This window comes from Candidatus Thiodictyon syntrophicum (assembly GCF_002813775.1).
In the GTDB taxonomy this organism is placed as follows: Bacteria; Pseudomonadota; Gammaproteobacteria; order Chromatiales; family Chromatiaceae; genus Thiodictyon; species Thiodictyon syntrophicum.
In genome coordinates this window covers 662,080-675,748 of the sequence record NZ_CP020370.1, presented here as the reverse complement: position 1 = coordinate 675,748, position 13,669 = coordinate 662,080, and the positions used below count along the sequence as shown (strand labels likewise).

Here is a 13,669-nt window from a genome sequence, read left to right as displayed (position 1 = left end):
CCCAGGCGGCAGACCGCGCCGGCGCCCCCCTCCACCCCCCTGAACACCCCTCCCAAGGAGAATCCAAATGAATGTCCGTCCCCTGCATGACCGCGTCGTCGTCCGTCGCATGGAAGAAGAGCGTACCAGCGCCGGTGGCATCGTGATCCCCGACTCCGCCGCCGAGAAGCCGATCCAGGGCGAGGTGCTCGCGGTCGGCCGCGGCAAGATCCTGGAAAATGGGGATGTGCGCCCGCTGGACGTGAAGGTCGGCGACCGCATCCTCTTCGGCAAGTATTCCGGCACCGAGGTCAAGCTCGACGGCAAGGACCTCCTGGTGATGCGTGAAGACGACATCATGGGCATCGTCGAAGGCTGAACGCCCCCCGACCGTCGACCGACGGTCCCGCCCGGCGGCCCCCGCGAGCGCCGCCCGCATCCCCCTGACCACAGATTGATTCGAGACAGATTCCCATGAGTGCAAAAGACGTTAAGTTCGGCGGCGATGCCCGTGCCCGTATGATGGAAGGCGTGAACGTCCTGGCCAACGCGGTCAAGGTCACGCTCGGCCCCAAGGGCCGCAACGTGGTCCTGGAGAAGTCCTACGGCGCCCCGACCGTGACCAAGGACGGCGTCTCCGTCGCCAAGGAGATCGAACTCAAGGACAAGTTCGAGAACATGGGCGCCCAGATGGTGAAGGAAGTCGCCTCCCAGACCTCCGACGTGGCCGGTGACGGCACCACCACCGCCACCGTCCTGGCCCAGGCCATGGTCCGCGAGGGGCTGAAGGCCGTCGCCGCCGGCATGAACCCGATGGATCTCAAGCGCGGCATCGACCAGGCCGTGATCGCCGCCACCGAGCAGTTGAAGGCCCTGTCGCGGCCCTGCACCGAGAACAAGGAGATCGCCCAGGTCGGCACCATCTCCGCCAACTCGGACGAGTCCATCGGCGAGATCATCGCCGAGGCGATGGGCAAGGTCGGCAAGGAAGGCGTCATCACCGTCGAGGAAGGCACCTCCCTGCACAACGAGCTGGAAGTGGTCGAGGGCATGCAGTTCGACCGCGGCTACCTCTCCCCCTACTTCATCAACAACCAGCAGGGCCAGAGCGCGGATCTGGAAGCGCCCTATGTCCTGCTGCACGACAAGAAGATCTCCAACATCCGCGAACTGCTGCCGGTGCTGGAAGCGGTCGCCAAGTCCGGCAAGCCGCTGCTGATCGTCGCCGAAGACGTCGAAGGCGAGGCCCTGGCCACGCTGGTGGTCAACACCATCCGCGGCATCATCAAGGTCGTCGCAGTCAAGGCCCCCGGCTTCGGTGACCGTCGCAAGGCCATGCTGCAGGACATCGCCGTCCTGACCGGCGCCACCGTCATCGCCGAAGAGGTCGGGCTCACGCTGGAGAAGGCGACGCTCAACGAACTGGGCACCGCCAAGCGCATCCAGGTCGGCAAGGAAAACACCACCATCATCGACGGCGCCGGCTCCGAGACCGACATCAAGGCGCGCTGCGAGCAGATCCGCAGCCAGGTCGAGGAGACCAGCTCCGACTACGACAAGGAAAAGCTCCAGGAGCGTCTGGCCAAGCTGGCCGGCGGTGTCGCCGTCATCAAGGTCGGTGCCGCCACCGAGATGGAGATGAAGGAGAAGAAGGCGCGCGTCGAAGACGCCCTGCACGCCACCCGTGCCGCGGTCGAGGAAGGCATCGTCCCCGGCGGCGGTGTCGCCCTGGTGCGCGCGCTCAATGCCATCCGCAGCCTCAAGGGCGCCAACCACGACCAGGACGTCGGCATCGCCATCGCCTGCCGCTCCATGGAAGAGCCGCTGCGCCAGATCGTCGCCAACGCCGGTGACGAGCCGTCCGTGGTCCTGCAGAAGGTCGCGGAAGGCACCGGCAACTACGGCTACAACGCCGCTAACGGCGAGTATGGTGACCTGGTCGCCATGGGCATCCTGGACCCCACCAAGGTGACCCGCTACGCCCTGCAGAACGCCGCCTCCGTGGCGGGCCTGATGATCACCACCGAGGCCATGGTGGCCGACGAGCCCAAGTCCGACGGGCCGGCCATGCCTGGCGGCGGCGATATGGGTGGGATGGGTGGGATGGGCGGCATGATGTAAGTCGCCTGGGGTCACTGGTTTGGTGACGGAAAGCCCCGCTTCGGCGGGGCTTTTTTTATGGCCTAAGCGCCTGAATCCGGCTTGACGCCGCTCGCCCCACCCATGCTACTGTGACTCCCTGGCTGATCCAGGAGACGCCCATGTCCGCCAACGTCCATTTCACCGGGTCGGTCGATCGCGACCTACTCCAGCGCGCCAAGGTGGTGGCGGCCAAGGCAGAGACCTCGGTCAACGCCCTGTTCAACGCCGAACTGCGCTATCTCGTGGAGACCTTCGAGGCCGCCGACGCCGTCGGCAATCAGAACTTCAAGGTGCTGCTGGCCTTTTCCCTGGGCCGCGTCGATGACCAGGCCGTCATGGATGCCCTGGGACTGGACAGCCAGGAGGACCTGTTCCTGTTGATGGCCCAGGCGCGGCTGCCGATGCCCCGGCTCTCGGATGCTGCCACGCAGGACATGGTGGCCGATCTGCACGCCCTGTCTGTGTAAGTCGCGAATCGGATGTCCGACCAGGCAGGTGTTGTCCTCTTGCCGGATGCTGGTCCGCTCATCACCCTGGCGTATGCCGATGCCTTAGACCTGCTGTTCAAGCCTGGCTGGCCCCTCGCGCTGGTCGACATGGTCCTGGACGAAGTCACCCGCAATCAGACCCCGACTAGCCAGAAGCTTGCGCAATGGGCCAACGCGCATGTGCTGCCCGTCCTCCCGACGCGGATCTTTGCACACTTCAAGCAGATGCAAAGCGAGTCGCCGCCGTCACCCCGGCGGGCCAATCTGGGCGAACTGGCGATTCAGGAGGTCATGAACGACCTTGCCCTAGAGAGTCCCCCAAGGACCGGGGTCTTTCTTTTCGAGGACCACAAGATTGCCCGCGCCAGCTTTCTGTTGCCCGAGAATTGTCGCAAGGTCAGCACCCGGGCCTTCCTGATCTATCTTGAGCAACGGGGTTGGCTTGCTTCTGCCGCCGAGATCGAGCGCCGGGCGATCCGCGCCGGTCGCAACTTCTCTCAGTTGCGGCTCCCGCCGGGGTAAGCTCAAGACACTATCTGAGAAGTGCTTGTCCGAAGACAGCTTGTCAACCCAAAGTAGAGATGCCCACCTTGCCATTGCCGACCTCTCGGTCCCGATCCCAGGACGGCATTGAACTACGCCGATGTATATAGTAACGTATCTACATGCAATTGCCCTTTCGGGGAGCGCTCATGGCGATCACTACGATTTCAAGCCGCGAATTCAATCAGGATACGAGTGGGGCCAAGAATGCCGCCAGGAACGGTCCGGTCATCATCACCGATCGCGGTCGCCCGGCGCATGTCCTATTGACCATCGAGGAGTATCGTCGGATCGCGGGCGGCGGTCGTAAGATCGCAGACCTGTTGGCGATGCCGGGCATTGACGAGGTGGAGATGGAGATCCCCCGCTGGGATGAACTGCCCAGGCCCGCGGACCTCTCCTGATGTACCTGCTCGACACCAACGTCATCTCTGAACTGCGCAATGGGGCTGGGGTCTGAGATTGCCTGAGGTGGTTGGCCCAGCCCACGGTAGGGCGGAAAGCGCAGCGGTTACGCCATCTTCTGGGCCTCAATGCCATGGTGGATAGGCATAAGAGGCCAGGGTCGGATACGCTGCCTGGTTCCAGGGGCTCATGATCACCACCGCGGCCATGGTGGCCGACGAGCATAAAGGGGCCAGCATAAGGACCAGGGTCGAATACTTTGCCTGGCTCCAGATTCCAGTGTGGGGGCAAGCGAGCAACATGCGGTCCTTATTCCAGCCGCATCAATCGCGAACGCGGCGGTTTATTCGTCACTGGGTCCTACGGCGTTCCTTCAGGCCGCCAGTTCGATGCGAATATGCCGCCCCAACGCCGTGGCGGCTTTCTCCAGCGTCAGCAGGGTTACGGAGGTATTGTCCGGGTCCAATAGGCGATCCAGGGCACTGCGGCTGGTGCCCATGCGCCGCGCCAGGTCGGCCTTGGTCAACTGCTGTTGCGCCATTTCCTGCTCCAGCCGGAAGGCGATGACGCGTTTGATGGCGATGGCTTCGGATTGCGCCAGCAGTTGTTCCTCGTCAAGAAAGGAATCGAGGCTGCTACCCATGTGCTCGTTCATTGATGCACCGTTTGTTCAGGGGGCAAGGGTCGCTCTGCGGCGCCTGGCCAGGTCGAGGTCACTGGCCGGGGTTTTCTGGGACTTCTTGATGAATCCATGCAGCAGAACCATGCGCCGGTCGGAGACGGTAAAGATGATGCGCGCGATTCGCTGATCCAGTCGCGAACGCACCTCCCACAACCCCGGGTCGAGCTTGCGGACGACCGGCATTCCGACCGGCCAACCAAACTGGACGGTCTTCAGGTCCGCACCGATGGCACCCTTGTCGTTCCTGGATAAGCTCTTGAGCCAGTGACGCACGGGTTCGGTGCCGGAGTCGGCCCGGAAAAAGACGACATCAAGGATCGGCTCAGGCGACATGGCTGTCAGCGTACCATTTTTGGTGCCGCGTGTAACTCGCGGGCACAAGGTGCTCGGGTCGGCCGCTTGCCTGGTTCGAGATTGCAGGGTGCGAGCAAGCGGGAGCATGCGGGCCGTGCTTGAACCGCGGCAATCGCGAACGATGCGGCTCCTTCGTCACCATGTTCTACGGGTTACAGGCTTGCCAAGCATACGCCAGTGGCGTATGCTCCGGTCATGCTGACGATCATTGAATCTCCTCTGTTTACAAGGCTGTGGCCAGATTACTGGTCAGAAGAAGAGCGAGCCGATTTTGCGAGCTATCTTGCAGCAAATCCTGGTGCAGGGGATGTTGTCCCTGGTTCTGGCGGTTGTCGAAAGATTCGCTGGGGCAGGGCGGGAGCTGGTAAGCGCCTGACTATTAACCATATCTCCCATCCCCGACGCCGCGCTGGGCCTCCATCGCCAGCACGAAGTCGGCCGCGCGCTGGAGTCCGATCCAGAGGGTTTGCGGGCCGGGGAAACCGTCGGACTTGCGGTTGAGGAAGCCGCCGAGGCCGGCGATCATGCGCACCATTCGATCCAGCGTGGGTGGGGTGTCGGGCGGGGGCTTGCGCTCGGTGACGATGTAGACGGCGTGCCACTCGGCGGTCTCGAAGACCACGTCGCAAGGCATGTCGGGGCATTCACGTCCGAGCATCGTGAGGAACAGTACTCGCCAGGCGACGATCATGTAGCAGGCGAGCGCCGGTTCCAGACGTTCGCGTTTTTCCAGTTGCAGCTTCTCGATCCGGCAGCCGCTCTTCAGGATGCGGAAATAGACCTCGATTTGCCACCGGCACAGGTACCATTGCAGCTTCTCCAGGGCCTGCGCGGGGGTATCCACGGGCAGGTTGGTGAGCAACAGCCACACCACCGGCTCCTCGCCCGTCGGCGGCGCCGGCTCGCTGGCCAGGAGCGCGGTGATTTCCACCGCGGGCAGGGTGCGATCGGGGCGGCGCGGGGCCGGGAGCGTGATCCGCACAGCCCGCAGTTCTTGATGGACCGTGCGGGCCGTGCACCCATGGCTGGCGGGTCGCTCGAAGGTGGTTGCGGCCAGCACCGGCGCTTCGGCCACCTGTTGACGCAGGGTCTTGCCATCGGCCAGTACCCGGTCGTGCTGGCCGCGGACCAGCCAGTCGGCGGCGGTGTCGGGACAGGGGGCCTCGACAAACAGGTCATAGATGTCGGCCTCACGGTCGGCCACATAGGTCAGGCGGGTGTTCGGAAGTTGCTCGGCCAGTTCGTCGATCTGCCGGTAACCGTCCACCCAGCGCACACTTTCCTTCTCTTCCAGGGCGCGCTTGGGATCTTTGTCCTGCCCCAGGCTGCCGGGCTCACGGACCCACCGGTGGACATTGAGCAGCCCGAGGCACAGCCGCTCGGGAGTCACCGCCAACGTCGGATGCAGATACAGGCCCTGGCGGGTCTCCAGGTTGAGCGGCCCCAGGCCCTGCATGGAAGGTCTGCCGGTATAGTCGAGCTCGCTGGTGTCCTCGATACATAGCACCCGCGGGTGCGCGCCCATCCGCGCGACGGTGCAGGCGATGTGCGGGGCGAGTACGGCCTCGGCGGTGACCGCATCATGGTCGAACAGGCGATAGGCCGCGCGGGTTTCGCGCCAGCCACCGCAGGCGGCGGGAATGCTCACCGTGGGTTTCTCCCCGAGCTTGGCCAACACCCGGCGCGCGCGCCGGTTCAGACGTTGATCGCCCAAGTCGATGCCGTCGAGCTCGGCGGCCAGGGCGCTCATGCGACCCCCAGCAGGGCGCGGAAATCCGCCGCCAGCGGATAGACATAGAGCGCCTTGCGCGGCAGCGCCGCCTGGTGGGTGCGGTCGCATTTGCCGCGCCCCGCGGTCTCGCCAAGATAGCGCCAGTTGGCCGCGCGGTAGCAGGTACCACGAAACCGGGGCGTCTCCACAAAGGTCTCCAACAGGACCGGGCGCTCGCCATAGCGCGCGGCGAAGTCCTCGCCGACCCGCGCGGCGGCCAGTGCCAAGACCTTGGAGGCGAGGTTCTTCACCTGCACCCAGGGCAGGATGAGAAAGCGGGCGTTGTTGAGCACGCGTCCCAGATGGGCCTCACGGGCGGGGCGCTCCCAGCCGATCCAGCGGTCGCGCGCCGCGACCTTCCAGGCCGCCGCCCCGAAGCCGAGCGCACCCAAGAGCCCGTGATCCGACTGGATCAGATAGCGCAGTTGCGCACCGGGCAGCGGCGTGTAGCCCAGGTAGTGCCAGCGCTCGATCAGCCCGTTCCACAGCCGCGAGGCGCTCCGATCGGCGACCGGCGCCAGGCGCAGACCGCTCAGTTGCCCGACCGATCCCGCCAGCGGCTGCTCGCTCGGCCAGGCACTCGGTTGCTTCACCAGGCCGCGACCGTTACCGTTGCCGTTGCGCGCCGCCGGCAGTTCGATCAGCCCCGCACGGTGCAGGCGCAGCAGTCCCACCCGGCAACTCATCAGCTTCGGGCGGCCCAGGGTGTCATGCCACCCCAGCGCCGCACAGACCCGTCGCGCCACCTCGGCGCGCAACGGCGGGGCGGCGGCGTCGATGGCCCGCCGAATCGTCTCCAGGTCCGCCGCACTCAGCGGCCGTCCGCACAGCTTGCCAACACGTGCCTCGGTCATCTACCTTTGCCCCATCGGTCGCGATGGGAACGAATTTCACCAGCTTTGCCGCTCTGTGTCCAGCACCGGCGCCGCGCGCTGGCCAGCCGAGATGTGGGTAATAGTCAGGGTAAGCGCGGCGGGATCAGGGTGATCTACACCACGCGGTTATCGAGCGGCGCGGTTGTGCTGCTCATCATGTATGCCAAGAGTGCTGAGGATAACATTCCTTCTCATGTGCTGCGGCAGATTGCAGAGGTTTTTGGATATGCCACTCACTGATCAAGAACTTCTTGAGCGCGACGCGCAGCGCAATATTGGCGAAGAACTGCTGCAGGCCGTTCGCGATGTCAAGGCGGGGCGTTATGGTGCAGTCTACGATGTGGAGCCGAACGAAGTTGCGGCAACCCGCCTGCGATGTGGTCTTTCTCAGGCTCAGTTCGCGGCTGCGCTTCAGATCTCTCCACGGACCTTGCAGCAATGGGAACAGGGGCGCCGCCGGCCGTCAGGAGCGGCTGAGACGCTATTGAAAATCGTTGCCCGTCATCCCGAAGTCTTGCGTGAAGTCATCTAGGTGCGCAGGGCGAATCTGGTGGGTGCAGAGCGTTCCTGCTGTACTCCGCGATGTGAACTGCGCCGTCACCGGACATCCGCCACAGTTCCCCCGCCAGCCGATCTTGTCGTGGCCGGTTACCGCTGCCGGTCGCGTGGCTGGTGACGGTGCGGGCGATCTGGGCTATCAGTGAGCAGTGTTACACTGTGTAAAGTGTTTTCTGCTTCCGCTCCATTTTAATCCTCTCATGAACCCCGCCATCCAACTCACCCTGAACCAGGCCTTCGAGTTCCTGCTCAACGTCGCCGTGGTGCGCCCGGTGTTCCTCTGGGGCGCCCCGGGCATCGGCAAGACCGCTCTGGTCAACCGCTTCGCCAACGAGTTGGGGCTGGAGTGCGTGTCCTTGTTGGGCAGCCAACTGGCCCCGGAGGACCTGCTGGGGGTACCGCAGATCGACGGCGATTGTTCGCGCTTTTTCCCGCCTGCCAACATCGTGCGGCGGGAGCCGTTCGTGCTGTTCCTGGACGAACTCAATGCCGCCAGCCATGAGATCCAGAAGGCATTCTATTCGCTGATCCTGGACCAACGGGTGGGTGAGTATCGCTTGCCGAAGGGCACCCTGGTGATCGGGGCCGGCAACCGCGCCAAGGATGCGGCGATCGTCAAGCCCATGCCCTCGGCACTAATCAACCGCCTGGCGCATATCCATTTGCGCGCCGACCATCGGCAATGGCTGGACTGGGCGGTCAATCAGGGCGGGATTCATCCCTGGGTGGTCGAGTACCTGCAACTGCGCCCGGACCATCTGTGGAGCGAGCCGCCGAAGCATGAGGAGCCGTTTTCCACGCCGCGCTCCTGGCACATGCTGTCGGATGCGCTGTATTCATTCAGCGGCACCATCGACAACACCTTGCTGGAGGCCTTGGCCTTCGGCCTGCTCAGTCCGCCCCACGCCGGCCAGTTCAAGGGTTTCCTGAAGCAGATCCAGCAAAAGCATACCCTCGCCGCCATCCTCAAGGGCGATGCGCATTGGCCGGATGCGCCCGCCGATCGCGACATCCTGTATTTTCTGGCGCAGTCGCTGCGCGGACTGCTGCGCAAGGAGTTGCCGGAAGACGAGGCCAACCTGCGCAGTGAACACCAGCAATTGGCGATGCGCGCCAAGGACCGGCTCAAGGAGTTGGCCCGTATCAGCGTGGAGATCGCCCAGTCGGTGCTGGCGCAGGACGACGAGGGGCGACGCCTGCCGACCTGGTTCCTGGTAGAGGTGGCCCGCGACCTGCCGCGCCTAGCCGGACACGACAAGGCCTGAGCCATGGCGCGCCCGCGACGCCCGGACCCTGCGCAGGAGGCCCGCGAGGCCGGACTCGCCCTGCTGCGTGAGAAGGCGGTGCTCTTGCCCTTGCTCGGGGAAATCCACTTCATCCCCGACAAGCCCCACCAATTCGTCGCTGACCAGGGGTGGCTGGCCGTCACGCCCAAGGGGTCGGTCTATCTGCATCCGACGCGCCGCGCCTCGGCCGATGAATGGGCGCGGGTAATCGGGATCGGCGTTGTCTGTCTGGGCTTCGGTATGGTACGCGGGCGTGCGCCGCAGGACCTCTGGGAGACCGCCTGCCTGCTCAGTGCCGAGCGGTTCTGCGATGAGTTGAAGCTGGGACAACTGCCGGAGGTCTTGTGGCATGGGCCGGTCGTGGTGCCGGCCGGGGGCGAGGACGCCTTGTTCCGGCGTTGGTGCGCCGACGCAGTGGACCCGGCCTTGGCGCGATGGCATCGATGGTGGTGCGGGGGCCGGCCGCTGTTTGTGGGACTCGACGGCAAGGGGGTCGACCATTGGCGGAAGCCGCCGGACTGGCCCGCCTTGCTGGCGGAGGGTATTGCCCAGGGGGTGGGCCGCGCCTTGCGGGTGGTGGCGGGTCGGGAGACCGCCGCCGGCCATGTCACCCCGGCCGACAGCCCGGCCCAGCGGGCCAGGCGCCGGCTGATGGACAGCTATCCATTGCTCGGTGCCCTGGCCGCCGGTTTCGACCTGGAGGAGGGTTTGGCGCAGTGCCGACAGTATGATATCCAGGTGGCTGCCATCGATGTCGGGGCGCGGACCATTTGGATGAATCCAACGGCGCGGCTGACCGATGCGCAGGCGCTCTTCGTCTTCGCCCATGAACTGCTCCATGCCGGGTTGAACCATGGTTCCCGGCGGCGCGGGCGCGATCCCTTGCTGTGGAATGTCGCCTGCGATTTCCTGATCAACGCCTGGCTGATCGACATGGGCGTCGGTACAGCACCCGCGTTGGGCCTCTTGCACGACCCGACCCTGGCCGCGCACAGCGCGGAGGAGGTCTACGACCTGCTGGCGCGCAATCTGCGCCGGGCGCGCAAGCTCATCACGCTGCGCGGCCCCGGCCAGCCGGATATGTTGGGCGAGGCGCGGGACGGCCCCTTCGTGGATGCCGAGGAATACTGCCGCCGCGCCTTGGCGCAAGGGCTGGAGCGCTGGCTCTTCGGCGGCGGGCGCGGCACCATTCCGGCGGGGTTGATCGAGGCGATCCGCAGCCTGAGCCAGCCGCCGATCCCCTGGGATGTGCGGCTGGCAGAGTGGTTCGACGAGCGTTTCCCACCGCCTGAGCTGCGCCGCAGCTACGCCCGGCCCTCGCGCCGCCAGTCCGCCACCCCGGGCATCCCGCGTCCTTCCCCGCTGAAACCGCCGGAAGAGCAGCGCAAGAGCCGGGTGTTCGGCGTGGTGCTGGACACCTCGGGGTCGATGCCGCCGCAACTTCTGGGCAAGGCACTGGGCGCCATCGCCAGCTACAGCCTCGCGCATGACGTCTATGCAGTACGCCTGGTGTGTTGCGACGCCGCCGCCTATGACGACGGCTGGGTGGAGCCGGAGCGCCTGCTGGAACGCTTCACGCTCAAGGGCCGGGGCGGCACCGTGCTGCAACCGGGGGTGGATTGCCTGAGCCGCCTGGCCCAGCGGGGCGAATTCCCCCGGCACGGCCCACTGTTGTTGATTACGGATGGCGAGTGCGAAGACGCGCTTGAGATTGCCTTCGACCACGCCTTTCTGTTGCCCGAAGGCCGACGCCTGCCGTTTGTGCCTGGGGGGAAAGTCTTTGCGGTGAAGTGAGAAGCCCCTTCGTTCCCAGGCTTTGTACCCGCACCACAAACCGGAGGTCGCGGCTTCAGCCGGATGCGGCGCCGCTGCCCGCTAAAGCGTCGGCCTCCGGTCGAGTCGCCCCGGCGGCCTTGGTCATAATCCCGGCCACCAGGCACCGGCGAGCGCTCGCAGCCCGGGTCGAGCCTTCGTGGTACGGATTTCTTCGGAAATCGCCTAAGTGCCCCGCCTTTGGTCTTTCCCGGCCGCCCCCCGGCATAAGGATGCCGATGGGGTCGCGGCCGTGCCGGTCGGGTCGGTACCCCAGGATCGAGTACCTCACCGCCACGGAGAGATCGCGTGCCCGCCCACCGCCTCGTCCTCGCCTGCCTGCCCGTGCTCCTCCTGACCCCTCGCCCGGGTCTGACCGCAAACCCCTTCCCGGCGCTCGACGGCGACTTCGCGGCGGTCTGCCAAAGCGCCTTCGAGCGGTCGCACCAGCCGGACACCCCGCCCGTGTCGGTGCCCCTGCCGCTGTTCGACCCGCCGCAGACCGGGGCCAAGGAGGACCCGGGCCTGGTCTTCGAGGAATACAATCGCATCGAGCCCCGCCAGTTCGTCTATCAGGACCGCTTCCTGTGGGCCAAGGCGCGCCCGCGCGGCAATGTGCACCGGGAACCGATCGATCTGCGGTTCGCCCCCGGGATGGCGCGCCCCTACAGCGCCGGGGCCTATCGACTGTCCGACTTCGACTATGGCTCACCGGACATCGAGCCGCCGCTGCCGACCCGGATTCCCGCGGCGGCGCGGTTCATCACCGCCCTGAACCTGGGCGCGCGGCGGGGCGCCGCCCCCACCTGGCCGCAGTTCGCCTACCTGGGGGGCAGCGGCTATGTCCGCCTCACCGGGCTCGACACCGGTTTCGGCACCAGCCTGCGCCTGAGCGCCTACAACGTCGGCGACGTCGAGGCCAAGCCGCGGCTCACGGAGCTTTATCTGCGACCGCTGCCCTACCATCGCTTCGCCGCGCTGGGGGTCATCGAGAGCGCACCCTTCACCGCCTGCATGCAGACAGTAATGAGCGCGGATCTGAGCACACGGATGCAGACGACGCTGCGGTTCTATCCGCGCGCCGGCTATGTGGGACCAGTGGGGGCACTGGTCAGTCCGATTGCCATGAGCAGCATGTTCTGGAAGGGGGAGGCACAGACGCCGGCCGATCCCGGGGACGAGGCCCACGACGCCGACACCATGACGGTGTGCGGTCAGGCCGCCGCCCCGCTCCAAGGCCTGGTCCCCGCCGTCGGCGCGCGGCCGGTCTTTCGCGACTTCGGCCCCGCCCCCTGTTTCGGGCTGATGCAACTGGATCGCACGCCCTCCCACTACCAGACCTATGACGCGGCCGACTATGCCCGGCGGGTGAGCCTCTGGGTCGGCGACCTGCAATCGGACCTCGCCTTTTCGGTCAAGTTGATGACCTATGGGAGCAACTACGAGGGGGAGGACAATGTCGTCGCCTATGCCGAGTTCCTGGACGAGCTGCCGGTCCCGCTCGCGGCCGACGACGCCGCCACCTTCAGCTATACGATCACCGCCTCGGCCCTGCCGCCGCCCCAGCCGGGTCCGCGGATCGGGCTCGGCGGCGCCGTGCCGGGCGCGATCACCGGCGCCGCCGTCGCCCTGGGCGGGGAGACGCTGGCCGTGGGCGCCCCGGTCATTCTGGGTCGACCGGGGTCGGCGTATCTCTTCAGCCGCACGCCCGATGGACTGGTCGCCGAGCGGCGACTGACCCCGGATGACGGTGTGCCCGGGGACCACTTCGGGTCCGCCATGGCCATGTCCGGTGATACGCTCGCGGTTTCCGCCCCCGCCAATGGCGCGGTCTATGTGTTCGTCCGGCGGGGGCAGGATTGGGTCCAGCAGGCCCGGATCACCATCCCCATGACCTACAGCTTCTGGACGCCGGGCTATCCGGTCGCCATCGCCGGCGATACGCTGGTGGTCGGGCTGCCGGGCGATGACGACCGGGCGGGCGGGCGGGCGACCGATTATGGCGCGGTCCTGGTCTATCGGCGCCAGGGCGAGGACTGGACCCGGGAGGCGCTCCTGCGCGCGCCCGACCGCGAGCCCTGGGACCACTTCGGCGAGGCGCTCGCCATCGACGGCGACACCCTGGCCGTCGGCGCCCCGGGCGACGACTACCCCGGGGCCTGGGAGCAAGGCTCGGTCTATCTCTTCCGGCGCGACGACGGCGACTGGACCCAGACCGCCAAGCTCACCGAGCCGGGCGGCTGGAAGGACTACGGGGCCGCGGTCGCACTCGCCGGCCCCCGCCTGCTGGTGGGCGTGCCGCGCGCCCACGGCCAGGGCTGGCGCACCGCCGCGGGGGCCGTTTGCGCCTATGCCCGGGGCGCGGATGGCTGGTCGCGGCAGCAGTGCCTGTGGCCAACCGACCGCCAGAACGGGGACCAGTTCGGGGCGGCGGTGAGCCTCGCCGGCCGGGCGGCCCTGATCGGCGCCCCCCAGGCGCGGCAGGGGCGGGGTGCCGCCTACGTCTACCGGTACGCACGGGGGACCTGGAACCAGGGGGCCGAACTGACGGGGGACCCGGGGTTCGGCGGGCAGTTCGGGGCCGTGCTCGCCACCGACGGTGACACCGCGCTGATCGGCGCACCGCCGGCCGCGGGTCGGGAGGAGACGGTGCCGGGCCAGATCTATGTCTTTCCCCCAGCGGTCCCTGGTACTCGACCAGCGCAAGGCGGCGCGCCCTGAAGATCAAGAACGCCACCAACGGTCAGGCGCGGTTGTCCGGGATCGCTAATGGC

Annotated in this window: 13 protein-coding genes; 9 read left to right on the top strand and 4 right to left on the bottom strand. The window is 66.6% G+C overall.

What is annotated here, in order from left to right; translation table 11 throughout:
- The first annotated feature begins 67 nt into the window (after positions 1 to 67).
- From groES to THSYN_RS02895, 5 genes are all read left to right on the top strand, one after another.
- The gene (gene groES / locus THSYN_RS02915; protein WP_100917822.1) at positions 68 to 358 is read left to right on the top strand and encodes a co-chaperone GroES; all 291 of its coding nucleotides are present in this window, start codon (positions 68 to 70) and stop codon (positions 356 to 358) included.
- Between the two features lie 95 nt (positions 359 to 453).
- On the top strand, positions 454 to 2,100 hold the full coding sequence (gene groL / locus THSYN_RS02910; protein ID WP_100917821.1) for a chaperonin GroEL: 1,647 nt from the start codon (positions 454 to 456) through the stop codon (positions 2,098 to 2,100).
- A 140-nt stretch (positions 2,101 to 2,240) separates the two neighbouring features.
- Positions 2,241 to 2,588, top strand: coding sequence for a hypothetical protein (locus tag THSYN_RS02905; protein ID WP_100917820.1), 348 nt, complete (start codon positions 2,241 to 2,243; stop codon positions 2,586 to 2,588).
- A 12-nt stretch (positions 2,589 to 2,600) separates the two neighbouring features.
- Positions 2,601 to 3,131 (top strand): hypothetical protein, encoded by a 531-nt coding sequence (locus tag THSYN_RS02900; RefSeq protein WP_100917819.1) that lies wholly within the window; start codon positions 2,601 to 2,603, stop codon positions 3,129 to 3,131.
- A 170-nt stretch (positions 3,132 to 3,301) separates the two neighbouring features.
- Positions 3,302 to 3,556 (top strand): type II toxin-antitoxin system Phd/YefM family antitoxin, encoded by a 255-nt coding sequence (locus tag THSYN_RS02895; RefSeq protein ID WP_100917818.1) that lies wholly within the window; start codon positions 3,302 to 3,304, stop codon positions 3,554 to 3,556.
- A 374-nt stretch (positions 3,557 to 3,930) separates the two neighbouring features.
- On the opposite strand, the gene THSYN_RS02890 is transcribed toward THSYN_RS02895, so the two are convergent.
- The 4 genes from THSYN_RS02890 to THSYN_RS02870 all read right to left on the bottom strand — a co-directional run bounded on the left by THSYN_RS02890 (position 3,931) and on the right by THSYN_RS02870 (position 7,218).
- Positions 3,931 to 4,212, bottom strand: coding sequence for a helix-turn-helix domain-containing protein (locus THSYN_RS02890; protein ID WP_100917817.1), 282 nt, complete (start codon positions 4,210 to 4,212; stop codon positions 3,931 to 3,933).
- A 15-nt stretch (positions 4,213 to 4,227) separates the two neighbouring features.
- The gene (locus THSYN_RS02885; RefSeq protein WP_100917816.1) at positions 4,228 to 4,572 is read right to left on the bottom strand and encodes a type II toxin-antitoxin system RelE/ParE family toxin; all 345 of its coding nucleotides are present in this window, start codon (positions 4,570 to 4,572) and stop codon (positions 4,228 to 4,230) included.
- Positions 4,573 to 4,972: 400 nt separating this feature from the next.
- The gene (locus THSYN_RS02875; protein WP_100917815.1) at positions 4,973 to 6,343 is read right to left on the bottom strand and encodes an IS4 family transposase; all 1,371 of its coding nucleotides are present in this window, start codon (positions 6,341 to 6,343) and stop codon (positions 4,973 to 4,975) included.
- Entirely contained in the window at positions 6,340 to 7,218 is an 879-nt protein-coding gene (locus THSYN_RS02870) for a DUF4338 domain-containing protein (RefSeq protein ID WP_100917814.1), read from the bottom strand. The genes THSYN_RS02875 and THSYN_RS02870 overlap by 4 nt, the downstream gene beginning before the upstream one ends.
- A gap of 247 nt (positions 7,219 to 7,465) precedes the next feature.
- Here THSYN_RS02870 and THSYN_RS02860 point away from each other — a divergent pair, with 247 nt between their 5' ends.
- From THSYN_RS02860 to THSYN_RS02845, 4 genes are all read left to right on the top strand, one after another.
- On the top strand, positions 7,466 to 7,771 hold the full coding sequence (locus THSYN_RS02860; protein ID WP_100917813.1) for a helix-turn-helix domain-containing protein: 306 nt from the start codon (positions 7,466 to 7,468) through the stop codon (positions 7,769 to 7,771).
- Positions 7,772 to 7,997: 226 nt separating this feature from the next.
- Positions 7,998 to 9,062, top strand: coding sequence for an ATP-binding protein (locus THSYN_RS02855; RefSeq protein WP_100917812.1), 1,065 nt, complete (start codon positions 7,998 to 8,000; stop codon positions 9,060 to 9,062).
- Positions 9,063 to 9,065: 3 nt separating this feature from the next.
- On the top strand, positions 9,066 to 10,877 hold the full coding sequence (locus tag THSYN_RS02850) for a vWA domain-containing protein (protein WP_100917811.1): 1,812 nt from the start codon (positions 9,066 to 9,068) through the stop codon (positions 10,875 to 10,877).
- Between the two features lie 327 nt (positions 10,878 to 11,204).
- Positions 11,205 to 13,616, top strand: a complete 2,412-nt coding sequence (locus tag THSYN_RS02845) for a glucan biosynthesis protein (protein WP_100917810.1) — start codon at positions 11,205 to 11,207, stop codon at positions 13,614 to 13,616.
- The last annotated feature ends 53 nt before the right edge of the window (positions 13,617 to 13,669 follow it).

Excerpts from the sequence above, each read along its gene's own strand:
- THSYN_RS02900 (WP_100917819.1), top strand. The coding sequence starts at position 2,601 with ATGTCCGACCAGGCAGGTGTTGTCCTCTTGCCGGATGCTGGTCCGCTC.
- THSYN_RS02850 (WP_100917811.1), top strand. The coding sequence starts at position 9,066 with ATGGCGCGCCCGCGACGCCCGGACCCTGCGCAGGAGGCCCGCGAGGCC.
- THSYN_RS02875 (WP_100917815.1), bottom strand. The coding sequence starts at position 6,343 with ATGAGCGCCCTGGCCGCCGAGCTCGACGGCATCGACTTGGGCGATCAA.
- THSYN_RS02860 (WP_100917813.1), top strand. The coding sequence starts at position 7,466 with ATGCCACTCACTGATCAAGAACTTCTTGAGCGCGACGCGCAGCGCAAT.
- THSYN_RS02895 (WP_100917818.1), top strand. The coding sequence starts at position 3,302 with ATGGCGATCACTACGATTTCAAGCCGCGAATTCAATCAGGATACGAGT.
- THSYN_RS02855 (WP_100917812.1), top strand. The coding sequence starts at position 7,998 with ATGAACCCCGCCATCCAACTCACCCTGAACCAGGCCTTCGAGTTCCTG.
- THSYN_RS02885 (WP_100917816.1), bottom strand. The coding sequence starts at position 4,572 with ATGTCGCCTGAGCCGATCCTTGATGTCGTCTTTTTCCGGGCCGACTCC.
- groL (WP_100917821.1), top strand. The coding sequence starts at position 454 with ATGAGTGCAAAAGACGTTAAGTTCGGCGGCGATGCCCGTGCCCGTATG.
- THSYN_RS02905 (WP_100917820.1), top strand. The coding sequence starts at position 2,241 with ATGTCCGCCAACGTCCATTTCACCGGGTCGGTCGATCGCGACCTACTC.
- THSYN_RS02870 (WP_100917814.1), bottom strand. The coding sequence starts at position 7,218 with ATGACCGAGGCACGTGTTGGCAAGCTGTGCGGACGGCCGCTGAGTGCG.
- THSYN_RS02890 (WP_100917817.1), bottom strand. The coding sequence starts at position 4,212 with ATGAACGAGCACATGGGTAGCAGCCTCGATTCCTTTCTTGACGAGGAA.
- groES (WP_100917822.1), top strand. The coding sequence starts at position 68 with ATGAATGTCCGTCCCCTGCATGACCGCGTCGTCGTCCGTCGCATGGAA.